This window comes from Vibrio sp. YT-15 (genome assembly GCF_033337445.1).
GTDB lineage: Bacteria > Pseudomonadota > Gammaproteobacteria > Enterobacterales > Vibrionaceae > Vibrio > Vibrio alginolyticus.
In genome coordinates this window covers 234,309-255,282 of the sequence record NZ_JAWOQR010000005.1, presented here as the reverse complement: position 1 = coordinate 255,282, position 20,974 = coordinate 234,309, and the positions used below count along the sequence as shown (strand labels likewise).

Here is a 20,974-nt window from a genome sequence, read left to right as displayed (position 1 = left end):
TACGAAATAGGCAATCTCGGTGGAATTTGAATTCATTCGTAACACGTTGATGGGCGAGTACTACGTAAAATGTAGCATGGGACATGAGATTGTAGGGCGCTGGTTGCAAGAAGAAATTGGCAAAGATCCGATGAAGATTGCACAGGTTGAAAAGCTAATTGAGCGGTCATTTTTAGCGCCTTCTCAGGAGCATAACCTAACAGGCACGGAAATTAGCTTGATGATTCAGGGCGACGAAGTTCTTGTACAAGAAAACGCATTAGCCCATGAATATGATGTCGAGATGGAAAGTGAGTTCGACTTCTACAATGCAGAAAGTACAGCAAGTTGTGGGATAGAGGATTTCATGGCACTTATCGAACAGTGGAAAGACTTTTTGAACATTTAATGCACAGTTTTGGGTAACTTCTCTGCCGTTGCTTTAAATTTGTGAAAAGGGCGCACCGATATGGTGCGCCCTTTTTGTTTATAGATATGTAAATTGAGGTTAGTTTTTATTATTCAATAACTTAAAAACTTGGCACGTAGATTGGATTATAAGAAGTGTTTCAGGATGAAAGCTTCGGAGATAACTCAATGAAAATAATCAATGCCATTATTAAGCCGTTTAAATTAGACGATGTACGAGAAGCATTGGCTGATGTCGGTATCGAAGGGATGACAGTATCAGAAGTTAAAGGGTTCGGTCGTCAAAAAGGTCACACGGAATTGTATCGCGGTGCAGAGTATCAAGTCGATTTTCTACCAAAGGTGAAAATTGAAATCGCGACTCACGCAGACAATGTAGATCGCGTTGTTGAAGCAATTACAAAAGCTGCGCAAACCGGAAAAATCGGCGACGGTAAAATTTTTGTTTACGATTTGAACCAAGCGGTGCGTATCCGAACTGGCGAAATGGACGCAGAAGCACTTTAAGAATTCAAAGGATTGGAGATACTTATTATGGAATTAACAACAACAGTAACCGAGTTACGTTACGCACTTGACACCTTTTTCTTCCTCATTTCCGGTGCGTTGGTAATGTGGATGGCAGCAGGCTTTGCGATGCTAGAGGCTGGCCTTGTGCGCTCTAAAAACACAACAGAAATTCTTACGAAGAACATCTGTTTGTACGCCATCGCATGTACGATGTTTCTGATTGTCGGTTATAACATCATGTATGTCGATAATGGAGAAGGAGGCTGGTTACCTTCATTTGGTACGCTAATTGGTACTCAAGGTGAAGGGGCCGACCACTCTTTAGAGTCTGACTTCTTCTTCCAAGTTGTCTTCGTTGCAACTGCCATGTCCGTCGTTTCTGGTGCGGTAGCTGAGCGCATGAAGCTTTGGTCTTTCTTGATTTTCTCTGCGATTTTAACTGCGTTTATCTATCCAATGGAAGGTTACTGGACATGGGGTGGAGGCTTCCTAGCAGAAGCTGGATTTAGTGACTTTGCGGGTTCTGGTATCGTACATATGGCAGGTGCTTCTGCTGCTCTTGCTGGTGTGTTACTGCTTGGCGCGCGTAAGGGTAAGTACGGTAAAAATGGTGAAATCTATCCGATTCCAGGTTCTAACATGCCTTTGGCAACGTTGGGTACTTTTATCCTTTGGTTTGGCTGGTTTGGATTTAACGGTGGTTCTCAGTTGATGGTTTCAGATTTTGAGAATGCTACAGCGGTAGGTCAGATCTTTCTAAACACTAACGCAGCAGCGGCTGCCGGTGCAATTGCGGCGCTATTCGTTTGTAAAACTACTTGGGGTAAAGCCGATTTAACGATGATTCTCAATGGCGCGCTAGCTGGCTTGGTTGCCATCACTGCAGACCCTCTATCGCCATCACCACTGTACGCGGTTGCGATTGGTGCGGTGTCGGGTGCACTAGTTGTATTCAGTATCATTGCTCTAGATAAACTTAAAATTGACGATCCAGTAGGTGCTATCTCAGTTCACGGTGTGTGTGGTTTCTTCGGCCTAATGGTAGTGCCACTGAGCAACGGTGATGCAACGTTTGGTGCACAGCTTTTAGGTGCCGTAGTTATCTTTGCTTGGGTATTTGGTGCCAGCCTAGTTGTGTGGGCAATCTTGAAAGCAACCGTTGGGATTCGCGTTACAGAAGATGAAGAAATGGAAGGTATGGACATGCATGATTGTGGTGTTGGTGCTTACCCAGAGTTTGTTACGGTGAAATAATCATTAGCTTGTAATAAATGGTTACACACTTAACACAATAAAACCTGCTCCGATGAGCAGGTTTTTTAATATTCGTCATTGTCTTCTTATTGAACATACATATAATAACGCAACTGATAAACGTTATCATTAGCATGGTAAAGGATTAAACAATGAAAAAACTGCTAACTCTTTCAGCACTAACTTGCGCTACTCTAGCTCCAACAGCAATGGCTGCTGAAGAAGTGAACGTCTACTCTTACCGTCAACCTTTCCTAGTTGAACCTATGTTCAATGAGTTCACTAAAGAAACTGGCATCAAAGTAAACGTAAAATTTGCTAAAAAAGGCTTAGCAGAAAAGCTAGCTCAAGAAGGTGAGTACAGCCCTGCTGACGTTATTCTTACGACAGACATCAGCCGTCTAGCTGAACTGACAAACAAAGGTTTAGTTCAGAAAGTCGATAGCAAAATCATTGAAGAAAACGTACCTGCTCAATACCAAGATAAAGAGAATGAGTGGTTTGCTCTAACTCTACGTTCTCGTAGCGTTTATTCATCACGTGATCGCGTAGGTAAACTAGGCGCAGATTTCAACTACGCAGACTTAGCTAAGCCAGAGTTCAAAGGTAAAATTTGTACTCGTAGCGGTAAGCACCCGTACAACGTTTCTCTAGTTTCAGCAATGATTGCTCACAATGGCGAAGCAGAAACCAAAGAGTGGTTGGAAGGCGTGAAAGCAAACCTTGCTCGCAAACCACAAGGCAACGACCGTGCACAAGTTAAAGCGATCAAAGAAGGCCTATGTGATGTTTCTCTAGGTAACAGCTACTACCTAGGTAAAATGGTTAACGACAAAGAGCAAAAAGCTTGGGCTGATGCAGTTTACATCAACTTCCCTAACCAAGAGACTACAGGCACTCACGTGAATATCTCTGGTATGGCGATGGCGAAGTACTCTCCAAACAAAGACAATGCTGTGAAGCTAATGGAATTCCTAACGGGTGACAAAGCGCAGCAAATGTACGCAGAAGTTAACTATGAGTACCCAGTTAAAGAAGGCGTGAAGCGTTCTGAGCTTGTGGAATCTTGGGGTGACTTTAAAGCAGACAAGCTTTCTCTAGACGATATTGCAGCCAACCACGAAGCGGCAATTAAGCTATTAGACGAAGTGAAATTTGACCTTTAATTCCTTGTGGGGGTATAACAGTACCCCCATTTGATTAAAGGATATGAGATGTATTTGCAACAGCATTTGTATTTCATACAGCCTTGCAGTAATTAGGCGATGAAAGATAAACACTCTTTATGGAAAACCAGTAGTGGGGTAATAACTCTGCTACTGGTTTTGCCGATCTTAGCGATCTTCTACACCGCGATTGGTGAAACGGATGATTTGTTTGCTCATTTAATGGCAACGGTCATGCCGACTTATATTTTTAACACGGTTGCGCTAACTGTTGGCGTAATGGTGCTGTCCTTAATTCTTGGTATTCCAAGCGCTTGGATAATGGCCATGTGTAAACTGCCGACCGAAAAATGGTTGCAGTGGGCATTGGTACTACCTCTTGCAATGCCAGGTTATATCATTGGTTATATTTTTACTGATTGGTTTGATTTTGCAGGCCCGATTCAGATCTTTTTGCGTGATGTAACCGGATGGGGACCTGGCGAGTATTGGTTCCCTGACATTCGTACGTTGCCTGGTGCGACCTTTGTGTTGGCTTTGGTGTTGTATCCTTACGTGTATTTATTGTGCCGGGCTGCGTTTATGGAGCAAAATGTCTCTTTATTGCAAAGCGCGCGTTTGCTCAAGTGCTCTCCATGGGAAAGTTTTTGGCGCATCTCGATGCCGTTAGTAAGACCCTCTATCGCAGTGGGTTTATCATTGGTCGCAATGGAGACCATTGGTGACTTTGGTACGGTAAGTTACTTCGCGGTGAATACGTTAACCACAGCGGTCTACGATACTTGGTTGGGGTACTCTAATCTTAATGCGGCAGCCAAGATTTCTGCCATGATGCTCGTCATTGTAGTACTGCTTCTTAGTGCCGAACGATACAGCCGCCGTAAACAAAAGCTTTTTCAAAGCCAATTTAACAGTCACGAAGATTTTCGTTACGAGTTGACGGGCTGGAAAAAGTGGACCGCACTAGTTTGGTGCTGGGGCTTGGTTTCGGTCGCGTTTATTTTGCCGCTACTACAGCTGATTGATTATGCGATCACTTATTTTGCACAGAGTTGGACCTCAGAGTTTCGTGAATACGCATGGAATAGCTTAGTTGTGTCTGTTATTGCTGCGATTATTGGTGTTGCTGTCGCACTGATCGTTAACTTTACCCATCGAGTCAATGGTAAACGAGAAAGCTTGGCATTTATGCGTCTTTCTTCTATGGGCTATGCAGTACCAGGAACGGTACTAGCCATCGGTGTGATGGTCGCTGTGCTGTTTATGGATCATCGTGTCAACGACGTTGCTAAAGCCATGGAGTGGGGAAGGCCGGGACTTATCTTTTCTGGTTCCATGTTCGCACTAGTATTTGCCATGGTTGTGCGCTTTTCCGCGGTAGCGATTGGTAGTATCGAAAGTAATTTAAATAAAATTTCTCCGTCGTTAGATATGGCATCGCGCACTATGGGTTGTAAGCCCAATGCCATGCTGTGGCGCGTGCACTTTCCGCTGGTTAAGCGCGGTGCACTGATTGCGGCTTTATTAGTGTTTATCGAGTCAATGAAAGAGCTCAATGCGGCTTTGTTACTTCGTCCGTTTAACTTTGAAACACTAGCCACATACGTTTATAACTTCGCCTCGGATGAGCATTTAGAATTGGCCGCTTTACCAGCGGTCCTGTTGGTTCTTGTTGGGTTGATCCCGCTTGTTGTTGTTAACCGTTCACTGGAGCAAAATCACTGATGAGCTGTGCATTATCAATTAAAAACCTAACGTGCCAATATGATGATCAAACCGTACTCGAATCATTGTCTCTTGAGGTAGAACAAGGGCAGATTGTCTGTTTGCTAGGAGCTAGTGGCTGTGGGAAAACAACACTATTAAAGGCCGTTGCGGGATTATTGCCGTTAACGTCAGGCGAAATGAGTCTAAATTGCGTCACAATTGATGATGGGGAAAACTGGTTGCCGCCAGAACAGCGTAATATAGGGATGATTTTCCAAGATTACGCACTTTTTCCTCACTTGACGGTGGAGCAAAACATTGCCTTTGGCTTAAAGCAGTGCTCGACAAAAGAGAAAAATGCCAAAGTTCAAGAGATGTTAGAACTCGTGCATCTTCAAGGTTATGGCGATCGTTATCCTCATCAATTGTCTGGTGGACAGCAGCAGCGTGTTGCGATTGCTCGCTCATTAGCTTACAGCCCAGACTTACTGTTACTGGATGAACCGTTTTCTAATATTGATACGCAAGTTCGCCATGAGTTGATAAGTGAGATCCGTAAGATTTTTAAGGCCCAAGGTGTGACTGCCATTTTTGTTACGCATAGCCGTGAAGAGGCTTTTGCTTTCGCCGATAAAATGGCAGTGATGAACAATGGAGTCATCGAGCAATATGGCACAGCATCTGAGCTTTACTACCAACCTTCAAGTAAATTTGTCGCTGATTTCTTAGGTGGTGGCAGTTACCTTGCTGCTAAACGAGTTTCGAATTCAGAATATGAAACCCACTTGGGCGTGGTTGAAGCCACGGCTCAACAAGATATTCCAGTACAGGCGGAGTGCTCTTTACTGCTAAGACCGCAGCATGTACAAATTCAATCCGATGAAGATAGTTCGGTAACCGTATTGGAACAGCATTTTATGGGTGATCACTGCCGTTATGTGATTAACGCGAATGGTGACCGTTTGTTAGCTACAGCTTCGCAAGCATTAAATATAGGTGAGTCCGTCGCGGTGAAAATTGAAACGCAAGGCGTCCTGGCATTTGCTTAACGCTCCTGAGTATCTTTGCTATCTCGTTTACGACTTTCCAACATACAATAAAAAAGCCCGGCTGTGGAGCCGGGCAAGTGCTCTTCTCCTGTTGATGAGCGCCTTTTCAGACAGCGTTGACTCTCATCATAGTGCTCGAAGCGGGCACAAGGTTCAGTTATAAAGACAAGAAGTCTTTAAACTGTTGAAGAACACGTTCCGCAGTGTCCTTATCTTGCATCTCTGCAAAAATTCGTAGCAGTGGCTCAGTGCCAGAGAAGCGAGCGATGATCCAACCGCCGTTTTTGAAGTAGACTTTCGCACCATCTTCATAGCTGACTTTTTCGATTTCAAACTCAAACTCAGGCAACTGCTTTTCAACATAAATCTTGTTGAACAGTACGTCTTTTTGCGCTGGTTTGAACTTGCAATCGCCTTCTGCCATGTAGGCATAGCCGTACTTGCCGTAGATTTCATCCAGCAACTCAGACAGCTTCTTGCCGGTTACTGAAATCATTTCTACCAATAGACTTGATGCGAATACGCCGTCTTTACCTTTGATGTGGCCGCGAATGGTTAGGCCGCCAGAGCTTTCCCCGCCAATCAGTGAGTCATCCGCTTCCATTTTGGAGCTGATGTGCTTAAAGCCTACAGGAACCTCAAAGCATTTCTCGCCATGATCTTCGGCGACTTTATCGAGAAGGTGTGTGGTTGCGATGTTACGTACCACGGAGCCTTTCCAGCCTTTGTATTCAAGTAGGTAGTAGTAAAGCAGCAGTAGCACTTCATTTGGATGAATGAAGTTACCTTTTTCGTCGATAATACCAAGACGGTCCGCATCGCCATCAGTACCGATGCCAATATCGTAACCTTGCTCTTTCACTAGGTGCATCAAACGGTAGAGTGTTGCAGCGCTTGGCGAAGGCATTAACCCACCGAAATCTGGGTTTTTGCCATCGTTAATCACATCAACGTCACAGCGGCCGTTGATTAATACGGTTTGCAGTGCGTTTTTCGCGACACCAAACATTGGGTCGATCAAAACACGTAAATTCGCCTTCTTGATCGCTTCGATGTCGATAAAGTCGATGATTGAGTCAACGAATTCGTTCATCGGATTAATGATTTCAATCAGCTTATCTTCAACCGCTTGTTCAAAGTCGACGCTTTTTACATCTTGCGCAGTGAGCGCGTCTATTTGTGATTCGATTTTTTGGGTGATGATTTCATCTGCGTCACGACCGCCTTCAATGAAGACTTTAATGCCGTTGTAATCGGCAGGGTTGTGTGATGCGGTAATACATGCCGAGTATGCGCAGCCCATTTCTTTCGCTTTAAACATTACGATAGGTGTTGGGACAAATTTGTCGATAAAGCTGACCACAATGCCGTTTGCTGCTAGAACTTCAGCGAACCAACGACCTGCTTTATCGGAAAGAAAACGACGGTCATAGCCAATCACAAAACCGCGATCGGCAACCGATTCGTTATTCGTGATGTTTGCAACTGCTTGAGCGACCAAACGTACATTATCTTTGGTGAACTCCTCACCGATAAATGCACGCCAACCGCCTGTACCAAATTTGATCATGATTCGATCCTCGATAAGAGCGGCATCCCACCGCGTCTTAAATCTTTGCTAGCGAACCGATGCACTTGTAAAACATAAATGCACCGGATAAATCAAAAGGGGAGAAGGACTCCCCCAAAAGATGATTAACCTAGAGTAACGATAACTTCGTTTACTGAACCTTCCGCTTGAACTGGGACAGAGGCACCATTCACTGCTTCACCGTTCACAGTAATCGACTTAACGCCTTTGCTTACTGAGTTTGGGTTAACTACTTTGATGTTGTACGTTGCACCTAGCCATTGACGAGTCACTTCGAAACCAGGCCAGTTCGTTGGGATACATGGATCGATAGTTAGGCCATCGAAGCCTGTACGCACACCAAGGATAAAGTTGGTAACAGCGAAGTAAGCCCAGCCTGACGTACCTGTTAACCATGGGTGGTTTGCACGACCGTGGTCTTGGTGGTCACGACCCATGATGAACTGTACGTATGAGTAAGGTTCTGCAATACGTTTTTCGATGATGTCGTTCTGGTTGTATGGGTTCAGTGCATCGTAGAACTTCATTGCACGATCACCACGACCCAGTTTCGCTTCAGCTACCCAAGCCCATGGATTTGGATGCGAGAAGATCGCACCGTTCTCTTTTACGCCTTGGTAAACACGAGTTACGAAGCCGATATCATCATTCGGTGTTGCAAAAGATGGTGAGTTTAGGTGGAGGCCGTATTCAGAGAATAGGTTCTCATCGACAGCGTCCATCGCTTTTTCGCCGCGCTCTTGAGATACCGCACCAGAAAGTACCGCAAGTGTGTTTGACTCTAGGTGTACACGACCTTCTTTTTGTTGCGCTGTACCGATCTTTTCGCCGTTTTTCGTTAGACCACGGATATACCAGCCGCCTTCTTCGTCCCAAAGGTGTGTTTCACACGCTTCACGCACGTTTGCTGCCATCTCGGTGTATTTTTCAACGTCGGCTTCCTTACCTAGGTATTTCGCTAGGTCGATGAACTCCTGCAGTGCCCAGAAATGTAGGAACGACACCATTGAAGATTCGCCGCCACCTAGGTTCAGACAGTCGTTCCAGTCTGCACGCAGACCTTTACAGATACCGGTTTGACCTACGTATTCAGCCGAGAAGTCTAGCGCGGCTTTCATGTGGTCATAAACCGTTGCATCGCCACTGTCGGCGTAAGGGATCACTTCGTCGAAGAAGCTGTGCTCACCGGTTTCCATCACGTACTTACAGATGGTTGGAACTAGCCATAGGTGATCATCAGAACAGGTGTCTTCGATGCCGTGAATTTTGTCTTCATCAGAAGGTGTTGGAACTACGGTTGGAGATTTAGATGGTTTAACATCAGCTTTTTCTGGATCAAACCAATCTGGATCGAATAGGTGTAGACCGTAGCCCGCTTTTACTTGGCCGCGCAGTAGGTCAACGATACGTTTGCGCGTCATTGCTGGGTTAGCGTGAGGAACTGAGATTGCATCTTGCGCTGTATCGCGGTAACCAAGACCAGTACGGCCTCCCACCTCGATGAATGAAGCAAAGCGAGACCACACCACACACGTTTCCGCTTGGTATAACGTCCAAGCGTTGATCATGGTATCTAGACCTTCGTTTGGTGATTTCACTTGGAACTTGCCACAACGCTCATCCCAGTGTGCTTTGATACCCGCAAATGCGTTGTCGACTTCTGCAAGGTCTTGGTACTTAGCACGCAGACGCTCTCCGTTGCCTTTACCGATACCGAGAATGTAAGCAAAGCGAACTTCTTCACCCGGCTGAATAGTAAATTGCTTATGCAAAGAGCCACAGTGGTTGTAACAAGTTTGCGCTGTATTGAAACACTTACCTTGTTCTACCGCTAACGGGTTTGCTTCGTCACGGTATAGGCCTAGGAAGCTGTCACGTTGGCCGTCGTATGAATCTGGGGCAAATGTTGAAGCTAGGTAGTAGAAGCCTTCGAAATCGTTGGTGTTGTAGTACAGGTCGTACTCTATCACGCCTTCGTTGTAAGCCGTACCTGCCGAGTACAGAGACATCTGATGGTTTTGGTTATCAGATTGAATGTGGCTGAATGAGAACTCAACAAATGAGAATGCACTGATCGTACGTGGTTTGTCAGAGGTGTTTTTAATCACTACATCCCAGATTTCAGCGTCTTCGCCTTTTGGCACGAACAGAGTTTTTGTTGCGGTAATACCGCTGTATTCACATTTGAACTTAGAGTAAGACAAGCCGTGACGAACTTCGTAGTTTGCTTCGTCTAGGCTCTTCGCAACTGGTTGCCAAGAGATTGACCAGTAATCACCTGTCTCATCATCACGCAAGTAAACGTAGTGTCCTGGGCGATCGAATGTCGCATTTGGACGGAATTTAGTAACACGGTTGTATTCTGGAGAGTTGTAGAACGAGTAGCCCCCCGCGTTGTGCGAGATAACCGTACAGAACTTCTCAGTACCTAGGTAGTTGGTCCATGGTGCTGGTACGTCAGGGCGAGTGATGACGTATTCGCGATTCTCGTTATCGAAATAGCCGTATTTCATTTGTGTCTTTCCTTTTTACGAAGCTGCATCAGCAGCCAAAATTTAAAAACTCTTCAAGCGTGATGTTTCGACATCAGTTTTGTATTACTTCCACGGTTTACGGTAATTCACTCCCTGCAAATCAAGCAGAGGTAGATGGCCTTTCAAGCGTGATAAATAGTCGGTCCAATCTCGGTGTTGTTTGTCTGTCCAACATGCTTCTGCCATTGCAGTTAAACGAGGGAAGATCATGTAGTCCATGCGAGGTTGGTTATTGATAATTTCGCACCATAATGCTGTTTGAATGCCCCAAATGCGCTTACGTATTGGGTCGTCAGCAGGCACTTCAGCGAGCGGCTCGTAGTTGTAAGCTTTTTCTAGTGGCAGTGGGTTTGCCCAGTCCACGCCCGGTTCTTCAGGTGCGTAGTCTTGGGTCATATCTAGGTAAGTGGTTTGTGCTGGTTGCAGCACCACATCAAAGCCTTGGCGAGCACAGTTCAATGCCGCTTCTTCGCTTAGCCATGAGTAGATCACCGTATCTTTACTGACTTTGTCGCCGTGTTGAGCTTCTTCCCAGCCCAGCATGCGTTTGCCCAATTTACGAAGTTTGTCTTCGGCATAACGCAAGAAGTGTCCTTGCAAATCTTTGTAGTCGCTGTAACCCAGTTGTTCCATTAGTGCTTGGCATGCTGGGCTTTTTGACCATACGCCGTTAGGTACTTCGTCGGCACCAATATGAACGTAAGGCGCAGGAAAAAGTGCAGAGACTTCTTCTAGCACTTTGTCGATAAATTCATAACTCCCCGGCAGAGCAGGGTTAATGACGTTGTCGTTGTAATGCTGAATACTGCGGTATTCGGTGGTATCTTCCGCTTCTACCAATAGGTGTGGTAACGACTTGATGGCGGCTCGGCAATGACCAGGTACATCAATTTCAGGAATGATGGTGATGCCGCGTTGCGATGCAAATTCGATAACGTCTTTGATGTCTTCTTGTGTGTAGAAGCCGCCGTAACGTTCATCAAAGTGCGTGTACTGTGGTTCATTGATCTCATCCAATCCGCGCCAAGCACCAATATCGGTCAGTTGAGGCAGTGATTTGATTTCAATTCGCCAACCCTCATCGTCGGTAAGATGCCAATGGAACGTATTGAACTTGTAATGAGCCAGTTGGTTGATCAAGCGTTTGACTTGCTTAACGGAGTGAAAATGACGAGCACAATCCAGCATCATACCGCGGTAACGAAAACGTGGCCTGTCCTTGATTGAACAGCAAACTACTTCCATTGAGTTAGGTTGATCGCCAACTTTGATTAGTTGTAATAACGTTGCACAAGCATGGGTAAAACCAGACGAAGATCCTGCTTCAATTTTGATTGACTCTTCGGCTACTTTCAGTTTGTAAGCGCCTTCATCCAAGGTTGGGTTGCCTTTGAAGATGATCTGACTGCCATTGTCTGATGCGAACTCAAATTGGTGAATGCGCTTAAGCTCATCAAGTAGCCATTCTTTAGCTGAATTGGCCAGGCTTGAATAAACCGCGACGCCAGCATGATGATCAAAGCTAAAATAGTGATCGCTGACCTCAATATGGTTTGGTTTTGGCAGCAAGGGCTGTGCATGGGTTAAACTTGCAGGAATCTCACTGCGTTCACGGTATGGTGAAGCTAATACGATAGGCGTGACATCCACTTGTGCGCGCTGTGGGTTTCCATCAACGACAAAGTTGATCATCGCTTCGTTAAAGCCATCCGAGTAATAACGGAATGGGTTCGAACCAATACTGAATTCACAGTAATAGTGATGGTTGGCAGCCAGTACCACCCCTTCTGGCTTAAGTGTGCAAAAACTACCAATTTGAGTCAGTTGACCATTTGAAACGCTGTCTGGAAGAATGTAACGATCGAAAGCGAAAGTTAAGCTCCAGCTGTTTAGGTCTTGGTCGCTCAAGTTATGAAAGGTGAGGCCAAAGCGGCAGTTTTGTTTCTGCTCAGAAAGGACTACGAGATCAACACGATATTCCATATCTACTCCTACGCCGCACTGAGCGAGTAAAGGTTATGTTCTGGTTTGCCAGCAAACATAATTGCGCCTTCAATCGCGTCAAACTGTGGCTCAACAATCCATTGCTGAACTGGTGGTGAAAGCCAACGTACAATGCGTTCAGCTATGCTGCCCATTAAACAAATACGTGTTGCGCCGCGCTTGTTTAATGCCACGAGAAACATTTCTATATCCGCTGCGGTTTGCTTCAGCATTTCAATGGCCAGTGCATCGCCTTGTTCCGCATGTTGGAAAATAGCCGGAGAAAACTGCCCATAATCACGAGGAAGCGCCTGTTTTGACCACGCCACCACGTTGTCGACCTCATTTTCGAAATGCGTCATAACGTGTTGTGCTAGGGGCGTTTTTTCTCTGATGCCATCTTCAGCTAACAAAACTTGCTGAACTAGGCGTAGCCCCATCACTGCGCCGCCACCTTGATCCGAAATAGGGAACTCACGACCACCGACAACATGTTGCTCCAATCCGTTAAGGTAGATGCCACAAGAACCGGTTCCCGCAATCATGATTGCGCCATCTTCGCCATTGTGCGCACCAACGCACGCACCGTAAGCATCGGTATTCAGAGTCATACTGGCAAATGGATGAGGAAGAGACATGAAGGCTTGCCAAGATGCTTTGTGCTCTGCGCCAGCAAGGGCTAAGCCGACGTGCATCGACGCGAAATCTTGTTGTGTCAGACCGCCTTGCTCGGTAGCCGAAGTGATGGATTCAAGAATCGAAGCCATTGCTATTTCAGCACCTAGCATGATGTTGGCACTGCCGCTTTTGGCCTCGCCAAGAAAATTACCTTGTGAATCTTTAATCCTGGCTCGACATGACGTGCCGCCACCATCGATACCGACAAAATACATTCCCATGATTATTCTTCCTTCATATTTTTAGAGGTCGCCAACTGAGAAACATGCTGAGCTTGACTCATTATCGCGAGTAAGTACCAAGCGCCATGCGGGATCCATTGTTCGCCCCAGCGCCAGTTTTGTAACACGTCTTCTTTTTGTGCTGGTGGGTTAAATGCAATGTCTTCCTCGTCTTCAAAGCCGCCAGTGATTCCGTTACACACGCCACCTTTTGCGTTGAAGAAACCATATTGAGGGAGGTAATCAGGGTTGTTACGACCATGGCCATCTAGCATGCACATGTCGTATGGGTTTAAGCCTACAACCCAGTTCAATGCATCTTGAGCAAACACAGAAAGTTGTTGCTGTACTTCTTGCGACGCTATATGCGGTTGAGCAAGGTACGCCATGGTCGCGAGTGAGCCCAGTCGAGCATTCTCGCCTTGCCACCAATAGCCGGATTCATTGTTGTGTGCGACAAAAAATGCCTCGCGTTTTGACTCATTTACGCCTTTAACATATTGGCGAGGGTAACCGAATGGGTTGATCACTCTATTCGATATTGTGATCTCAAACTCACACGCTAGGTTTACGATACGTTTTACCGATTCCGCTCGTGCTGAGTCGTCTTCAATTGATAGATATTCGCATAGGGCAATAACTGGTAGACCAGCTTCGGCTGCGTGAAAATATGGACGGCTGCCGTCTTGGTTTGCTGACCAAAAGTGTTGAATCTGTTCGTCGCTCATTTGGCGTGCAACTAAACGTTGCGCCCACAAACGGCTCTCTTCCAAGTAGCGAGTTTCTTTGGTTGCTTTAAACAGTTCTACACAAGCCAGTAGCGCACAGTATTCGTCGATAATGTTTTCTTCCCCATCATTGAGGTACTGCGTATTGTGCTCTTTTAAGTGCCAGTAACCATTTTCGGCAGCGTTGCGGTATTTTTGTTGATCGTATTCACCGTGAACACTTAAACGCGATGCTGCCGCTAGCGCTGCAATGGCGACACCGCCACCTTGTCGAAAGCCTGCTTGATAGTCGTCAAATTTGTGACCAAGTTGAGTTTCGTACGCGCAAATCTCGCGTTGCGCAGTATCTTTGCTCCACTTGTCAAAGACCGTCATGTAGAAAAAGCCTTTTTCGTTTTGCATACGCACAAGAAAGTCTGCACCGACCAGGGCTTCTTCAATCAGACGTGTACGTGTGAAAGCTGCAATGTCTTCGCTTCCTTCAAGCAACGAAACCCCTTTTAGGATGTTCCAAACCACCATTGGGGTTTGTTGAGGATTCAAATAATTCGCGTATGAAAGGTGACTTAAATACTTGCTAACGTCTCCTGATGCGTCGTACCAGCCGCCGTGTACATCAACCTTTTTATTGGAGTTTAGTACTGGAAGTTGTCGATCTTGTTGATCGAAGATCCCGCCGCAACGTTGCGATTTGAAGTAGTGGATCACATCTGACAAAGTTTGATCCAACAGAATGTGTTCGCCAACGATGAAAGAGGAAGAGCGCGTATCTTCTACTTGCAAGAAATAGTCACCTGACGTTGTGAAAGAGGAAAAGTCGATGAGGTAGAAATAGCCCTGATGCCAGTTCGCCACTTTACCTTGTTCTTCAACCGCAAAAGTTGCCACGGTTTGCTCGCTAGTGGCACAAATCAATTGAGCAGTGTAAGAAGACAAGTGTGGTTGTTCGGTCTGGATAATGGCTTTCTTTGGGCCCAGACGTTCATAACCAATGTGGTTAGTCAGTAGCAGCATTCAATGTCTCCGGGAAACGATAAAAACAGGAATGGGCCAGGCTGAACCTGACCCTCGTTATGATTAATCTTCAAATAAGTAACAGCGGACAAAGTGGTTGTCGGACAGTTGAGTGACGCCCGGTAGTCGTTCGCGACATTTGTCGGTAGCGTGTACACAACGTCCAGCAAATGGACAGCCGACAGATTCTGGTGTCCAAAGTGGGATTTCCCCTTTGTTGCCTTTCAGTTTCTCGTGAATAGACTTCGATGGATCTGGAACCGCAGATACCAACAGTTGCGTATATGGGTGTTGAGGATCGTGAATGATTTCTTCAGTATCGCCCCATTCAACCATGTGACCTACGTACATGACCGCGAGATCTTCAGCAATGTAACGCGCTGTTGCGATGTCGTGAGTGATGTAAAGCAGAGACATTTGTTTCTCGAACTTCATCTCTTCCATCAAGTTCAGAACACCGGCACGGATTGATACATCGAGCATCGATGTTGGCTCATCCGCCAATACCACTTCTGCACCAACTGCGATGTTACGAGCTAGGTTTACACGTTGACGCTGACCGCCAGATAGCTGGTGCGGGAACTTTTGCGCCGTTTCTTTTGGTGGAATAAGACCAACTTGTTCAAGTAGGTCGTACACACGCTCTTCCAGTTCTTTCTTGTTGCCCGGTGCTACTTTCTTATGAATCAGCAGCGGGCGCGCAATATGGTGGAAGATATTGTGCGTTGGGTTTAGCGAGCCAAACGGGTCTTGCCACACCATTTGTACACCTTCACGGTAGGTCATTAAATCGTGACGAGAGGTGATGTCTTGGATATCACGACCTTTGTATTCAATGATGCCATCGGTTGGTGCGTACATTTTTGCAATCATTTTTGCAGTAGTAGACTTACCTGAACCAGATTCACCTACCACTGACAAGCCGCGGCTCTTGTACATTTTGAAAGAGACGTCGTTGATTGCGCGCATCTTAGATTGTTTGATTGAGTTACTGTTTAAAGGGAAGTCCTTAACGACATTTTTACCCTCAATCAGCAGTTCGCCGAATTGTTTGCTCATAATTCTCTCCAGTGTAATTTTTGTTCTTAGCTAGCGTTTTTTTGTTGTTAAACCTTAGCTTGAGCAATGGTGTCGCCGTACAAATGGCAATTTGAGAGGCGACCTGGTTCAATTTGACGTAATTGGGTTGGTACACGTGTACATGCTTCATGTACGCGATCGCAACGAGCTTGGAAGCGGCAGCCCCGTGGTACTTCTAGCAAGTTCAACGGGTTACCTGGAATACCAGTCAATTTGGTCTTTGGTCCAGTTAGTGGAGGGAAAGAGCTACCCAAACCTTTGGTGTAAGGGTGGTAAGGACTTTCCAGAATTTGCTTAGAAGGCGCGACTTCAATCAACTCACCTGAGTACATGATGCCGATACGATCCGAGAACTCGACCATCAATGACAAGTCATGTGTGATGAACAGAATTGAGAAACCAAACTCTTCTTTAAGCGCGTAAATTTTTTGTAGAATTTCACGTTGAACCACTACATCCAATGCGGTAGTCGGTTCGTCCATGATGATCATTTTTGGGTTCAGAGCCAAAGCGATTGCGATTACTAGACGTTGACGCATACCACCAGAGAACTGGTGCGGGTAATCACTCAATCGGCTAGGGTGGATATCAACGATTTCCAGCAGACCTTCAGCGCGTGTTTTTGCTTGAGCGCGAGTCATATTGGTATGACGCATGATGACGTCACAGAACTGCTCTTCCATGGTTAGAACAGGGTTCAAAGCGTTCATCGCACTCTGGAATACCATCGACATTTCACTCCAGCGGAACGCTTGCATGCGATCATCGCTGTACTGAAGGATATCTTCACCGTTGAAGATCACCTCACCACCTGTGATAAACGCTGGCGGCTTATGAAGGCGCATTAGTGAGAAGGCAACAGTGGATTTGCCACAGCCAGATTCACCAGCCAGACCGAATACTTCACCTGGTGCAATGTCGAAGCTCACGTTGTTACAGGCGCGGACATCGCCCGCGTCTGTGATGTAGTCTACGCATAGGTTACGGATGGAAATTAGTGGTGCAGTCATGATTATTTATCTCCGCTCCATAGTGCATTTTGTGGTGCCAGTTCAGGCTCACGTTCTTTCTTGTCTTTTGCTGCTAGTTTTTTCCAGCGTTTCATGCCTTTGTGAGAACGAAGTTGAGGGTTCGCAATTTCGTCAACGGCAAAGTTCAACAGAGCAAGACCAGTAACCAGTAGTGTTAGGGCAATACAAGGTGCTAGTACTTCCCACCATGCGCCAATCAGCATGGCTGATGAGGTTTGCACGTTGTAAAGCATGATGCCCCAACTGATCGTGTTGGCATCACCCAAACCTAGGAACGAAATGACCGCTTCAGTGTTGATCGCCAGCATTACTGAGCCAATGAAGCTCGCACCGACAATCGGGATAAGGTTTGGTAAAATCTCAACGAAGATGATACGGAATGAAGACTCTCCCAATACTTCGGCAGCTTTAACGAACTCTTTCTCGCGTAGTGCCATAGTTTGAGAGCGGACAACACGTGCACCCCATGCCCAAGAAGTACCAGCGATAATCAAGGCAATGGTGAGTGGGCCTGCTTCACCGATAAAGGCCGCCAGCACGAATAGCAATGGATACTGCGGAATTACTAACATGATGTTCATTGCGGCACTCAATATGTCATCCACTTTACCGCCGAAGTAACCTGCCGATATACCAATGACTGTTGCTAAGAAACACACGATGATGCCAGCACCAAAGCCTACACCCAGTGATACTCGTGCACCGTAAGCCACCTGCGACCAGATATCGCGACCCATTCGGCTAGTACCTAATACGTGGTCGGCCTTTTTAGACATAAGCAGTGTACGACGATCGTCTGCTAGGTTTTTAGCGACCCAACCATCAGGGTTGTTTTGTGCCTGTTTTACGACAAAGCTAGGGTATTCGTGTGGATTACCGGTTCGCTTGTCTGGCGCATGTTTCGTAAGTAAAGGAGCTGCGATCGCAACGAATACGAATACGGTAACAATACCAAGACCGATTCGAGCGAATGAGTTACCTAAAATAAGTTTGAATAGTTCTTTCATGATTATTTGCCTCCCGTACGTAGGCGAGGGTCTAGAATCATGTACAGCATGTCAGCCATTAAGTTGAAGCACAGCATGAACATCGTCATGATAATTAACTGACCTTGAAGTACTTGGTAGTCACGAGCGTGAATTGCGTTCAATAGAACAGTACCTAGGCCTGGGTAGTTGAAAATCATCTCGATGATTAATTGACCTCCAATGGCCATACCTAAAGACATAGACAGTGCGGTAACACTTGGAAGTAGTGCGTTACGTGCGGCGTAATTAAAGACGACGCGGTTTTCACTCAGCCCTTTACCTTTAGCCATCGTGATATAGTCTTCGGCGAGAAGGTTGATCATGTTGTTACGCATGTTAACTAGGAAGCCACCAATTTGAACGATGGTTGCACAGAATAGAGGTAGTACAGCGTGGTAACCCACGTTCTTGATGAACTCCCAGCTTGTCCAATCAGGAATAGTACCTGGCGTGTAAGCATAGCCAGATGGGAACCATTTCAGGCCAATCGCAAAGGTAAACAGCGCTAACATTGCGATAACCATTTGTGGAATAGCTTGAATGATCAATGTGCCAGGCGTTACGAATGCATCGTACTTACTACCGCGCTTCCAGGCGGCAAAAATACCAAGGACAGAAGCGATGGAGAAAGAAAGTACAACCGCAGTACCAGCTAGAAATAGTGACCAGCCAAATGCACTACCTAGTAAAGAATTAACTGAAAGTGGGTAGAACTGGATTGAGGTGCCCAATTCCCAACTTAGAATGTTTTTAATGTACGAGAAGTACTGAATGTAAATTGGCCCATCAACGAAACCGAGCAGTTCTTTCATTGCTGCGATTCGTTCTGGAGTCACCTGTACTGAAGCATTAGCAAACATCATGGTAACTGGGTCACCAGGCATTGCTCGCGGAATAATAAAGTTTAACGTCGCTGCAACTAAGAGCGCGACAAGATAGAACGACAAACGTCTTAAAAAATAACCCATAACTCACACCTTACTCACCCAGATTTTTTCCCTGTTTCTGGTTTCAGGTCGCTCCTAGCGAAATTTAGAGCGAAAAATCCCCTGACGACGAGCGCCACATATTGGTTTCGTTAACAAGGGATTTTTATAGGCGGCACACGGGATGTATGCCGCTTGAAATGAACTTCTACTTATTTAACTGGTTTTAGGTCCAGTACGTGAAGTAGACGCTCTGGGATACCTGCCCAAATGTTTGGACGGCCCTTAGGGTTTTCTTCGTTCCACCAACCAGTGAAGCGAGTTGTGTTGTATTGGTACATGTACGCGCCAGATAGCACAGGAATAGTTACTTGGTCCTGAGCAATGATCTTCTGAATGCCATGAGCGATCTCTAGCTGTTCTTGCTTATCTGCTGTCTTGTAGAAGCTGTTAAGAAGACCGTCTAGCTTATCGTTCTTGTAGAAGTGCATTGCAAAGCGAGGCATGCCGTCACCAGCTTGTAGCTTCGAGTTGTAGCCACTATCCCAGTACAAGTGTGGATCTGCACCGTGGAAGTAGTTGGTGTAAGCAACGTCGTAAGTACCTTCTAGCATTGCTTGGTTGTATACCGAGAAGTCCGGTGTACGAGCACGAGCTTTAATACCCACTTCTGCTAGTTGCTCAACGGCTAGTTGTACTGTGTTGTTGAAGTCAGTCCAACCGTTTGGTGATTGAATTAGAAGCTCGAAAGACTTGCCAGATGGTGTATCCACAAAGCCATCTTTGTTTACATCTTTGAAGCCAGCTTTAGCTAGAAGCTTTTTCGCACCTTCCGCGTTGTATGTGTTGTAGCCTTTGTACTTGTTGTGCGTCTCTTCATCAGACCAAGCTTCGAATGCGTAGCCAAGGCCAGATGCGAAGTCGTTCACTGTACCGCCGCCGTAGAAAGCGATATCAATAATAGTTTGACGGTCTAGCGCCATAGAGAACGCACGACGGAAGTCAACGTTAGTTAGCGCTTCGTTTTTCGCAGCGTCTGGGTTTTTGAAGTTCACTACAAATGCTTGAGTACCCGCTGGTGGGTACCAGTAGTGGTGATTCGGACTTGCTGCAGCGTACGTACGGTCGATGTCTGGTACGAATGAAGACGTCCAGTCCATTTCGCCGTTAACGATTTTGCCCAAGAATTGGTCGTTGTTCGCGATTTGCGGGACACGCAGACAGTCTACATCTAGGTTGTCTGCATCCCAATAATTCGGGTTCTCACACTGGATATATAGCTGCGGTGTGAAAGTGTCGATTTCGGTAAATGGACCACTGCCTACTGGATTTTCGTTTGTGAATGTTGCTGGATCTTTTACTTTGCTCCATACGTGCTTAGGTACGACGGGTACTTTCGCAATTTCGTAAGGAACGTTTGAGTTTGCTTCGCTTAGACGGAATTTAACTTGGTAGTCGTTAACTTTTTCTACGCCAGTCACCCAAGAGTTGATACCAGATTGGTCTAGCTCTGGCTTCTCTTTAACTAGGTTGAAAGAGTAAACAACATCATCAGCGGTAAACGCTTTGCCATCAGACCATTTTACGCCCTTACGGATATCGAAGGTTACGCTCATCAGGTCATCAGCCATGGTAAAGTTTTCTGCTAGACGAAATACAGGCGTGTTACCGTGCATTTCGTTAAAAACAACGAGCGGCTCGTAAATAAAGTCGGTTGTTGTGTGCAGGTTAGTTGCACCCAAGAAAGGGTTAAAGTTACGAACGAAAGTTGTAAACTCTTTAGGGTGGATAGTCAGTTCACTGCGTTCAGCCGCAGTAGCTACCGATGCAAAACCTGTAGTAGCCGTTGCAATAATTGCTGTTGCTAGTGCTGTTTTTTTAATATTGGCAAGCATAGCTGTTCCTTACTATTTGCTTTCATTTCACTAAATGGAATTGAATGTCATCAATTGATAAACACTCTCTAAGACCTACCTCTTGTACATGCCTTACTCATTACAACATTGAGTTTCGCCAAGAGTGGCCTGTAGGCCTTAGGCAGGAGTAAGAAAACACCTTATCCATAA

At 45.9% G+C, this 20,974-nt stretch carries 16 protein-coding genes; 6 read left to right on the top strand and 10 right to left on the bottom strand.

Annotation, left to right across the window (positions count from 1 at the left end; translation table 11 throughout):
• Positions 1-19: 19 nt before the first annotated feature.
• The 6 genes from R7D93_RS12265 to R7D93_RS12240 all read left to right on the top strand — a co-directional run bounded on the left by R7D93_RS12265 (position 20) and on the right by R7D93_RS12240 (position 6,094).
• Complete coding sequence (locus R7D93_RS12265) at positions 20-388, top strand: YacL family protein (RefSeq protein WP_054579081.1); 369 nt, start codon at positions 20-22, stop codon at positions 386-388.
• 188 nt (positions 389-576) lie between these two features.
• Positions 577-915: a P-II family nitrogen regulator gene (locus R7D93_RS12260; protein WP_005386570.1), complete on the top strand. Its 339-nt coding sequence runs from the start codon at positions 577-579 to the stop codon at positions 913-915.
• Between the two features lie 27 nt (positions 916-942).
• On the top strand, positions 943-2,172 hold the full coding sequence (locus R7D93_RS12255) for an ammonium transporter (RefSeq protein WP_005386568.1): 1,230 nt from the start codon (positions 943-945) through the stop codon (positions 2,170-2,172).
• A 152-nt stretch (positions 2,173-2,324) separates the two neighbouring features.
• Positions 2,325-3,338, top strand: coding sequence for a Fe(3+) ABC transporter substrate-binding protein (locus R7D93_RS12250; protein WP_005386566.1), 1,014 nt, complete (start codon positions 2,325-2,327; stop codon positions 3,336-3,338).
• Between the two features lie 99 nt (positions 3,339-3,437).
• Positions 3,438-5,063 carry an ABC transporter permease gene (locus R7D93_RS12245; protein WP_005386564.1) on the top strand — a complete coding sequence of 542 codons (1,626 nt, stop codon included), beginning with the start codon at positions 3,438-3,440 and terminating at the stop codon, positions 5,061-5,063.
• Positions 5,063-6,094 carry an ABC transporter ATP-binding protein gene (locus R7D93_RS12240; RefSeq protein WP_005380055.1) on the top strand — a complete coding sequence of 344 codons (1,032 nt, stop codon included), beginning with the start codon at positions 5,063-5,065 and terminating at the stop codon, positions 6,092-6,094. Before R7D93_RS12245 ends, R7D93_RS12240 begins: the two co-directional genes overlap by 1 nt.
• Before the next feature lie 157 nt (positions 6,095-6,251).
• Here the strand turns inward: R7D93_RS12240 and R7D93_RS12235 are convergent, their stop codons facing one another.
• The 10 genes from R7D93_RS12235 to R7D93_RS12190 all read right to left on the bottom strand — a co-directional run bounded on the left by R7D93_RS12235 (position 6,252) and on the right by R7D93_RS12190 (position 20,803).
• Complete coding sequence (locus R7D93_RS12235; RefSeq protein WP_017635906.1) at positions 6,252-7,664, bottom strand: phosphoglucomutase/phosphomannomutase family protein; 1,413 nt, start codon at positions 7,662-7,664, stop codon at positions 6,252-6,254.
• A gap of 125 nt (positions 7,665-7,789) precedes the next feature.
• On the bottom strand, positions 7,790-10,198 hold the full coding sequence (locus R7D93_RS12230) for a GH36-type glycosyl hydrolase domain-containing protein (RefSeq protein WP_149192415.1): 2,409 nt from the start codon (positions 10,196-10,198) through the stop codon (positions 7,790-7,792).
• Between the two features lie 84 nt (positions 10,199-10,282).
• Positions 10,283-12,202 (bottom strand): beta-N-acetylhexosaminidase, encoded by a 1,920-nt coding sequence (locus R7D93_RS12225; protein ID WP_005380048.1) that lies wholly within the window; start codon positions 12,200-12,202, stop codon positions 10,283-10,285.
• A gap of 8 nt (positions 12,203-12,210) precedes the next feature.
• Positions 12,211-13,101 (bottom strand): N-acetylglucosamine kinase, encoded by an 891-nt coding sequence (locus R7D93_RS12220; RefSeq protein WP_005380046.1) that lies wholly within the window; start codon positions 13,099-13,101, stop codon positions 12,211-12,213.
• Positions 13,102-13,103: 2 nt separating this feature from the next.
• Positions 13,104-14,843 (bottom strand): glycoside hydrolase family 9 protein, encoded by a 1,740-nt coding sequence (locus tag R7D93_RS12215; RefSeq protein WP_005380043.1) that lies wholly within the window; start codon positions 14,841-14,843, stop codon positions 13,104-13,106.
• 63 nt (positions 14,844-14,906) lie between these two features.
• Complete coding sequence (locus tag R7D93_RS12210) at positions 14,907-15,902, bottom strand: ABC transporter ATP-binding protein (protein WP_005380041.1); 996 nt, start codon at positions 15,900-15,902, stop codon at positions 14,907-14,909.
• Positions 15,903-15,949: 47 nt separating this feature from the next.
• On the bottom strand, positions 15,950-16,933 hold the full coding sequence (locus R7D93_RS12205) for an ABC transporter ATP-binding protein (RefSeq protein ID WP_005380040.1): 984 nt from the start codon (positions 16,931-16,933) through the stop codon (positions 15,950-15,952).
• Positions 16,934-16,935: 2 nt separating this feature from the next.
• Positions 16,936-17,961 (bottom strand): ABC transporter permease, encoded by a 1,026-nt coding sequence (locus R7D93_RS12200; protein WP_005380039.1) that lies wholly within the window; start codon positions 17,959-17,961, stop codon positions 16,936-16,938.
• Positions 17,962-17,963: 2 nt separating this feature from the next.
• Positions 17,964-18,950 carry an ABC transporter permease gene (locus tag R7D93_RS12195; protein ID WP_005380038.1) on the bottom strand — a complete coding sequence of 329 codons (987 nt, stop codon included), beginning with the start codon at positions 18,948-18,950 and terminating at the stop codon, positions 17,964-17,966.
• Positions 18,951-19,120: 170 nt separating this feature from the next.
• Positions 19,121-20,803: an ABC transporter substrate-binding protein gene (locus tag R7D93_RS12190; RefSeq protein ID WP_005380037.1), complete on the bottom strand. Its 1,683-nt coding sequence runs from the start codon at positions 20,801-20,803 to the stop codon at positions 19,121-19,123.
• Positions 20,804-20,974: the final 171 nt, after the last annotated feature.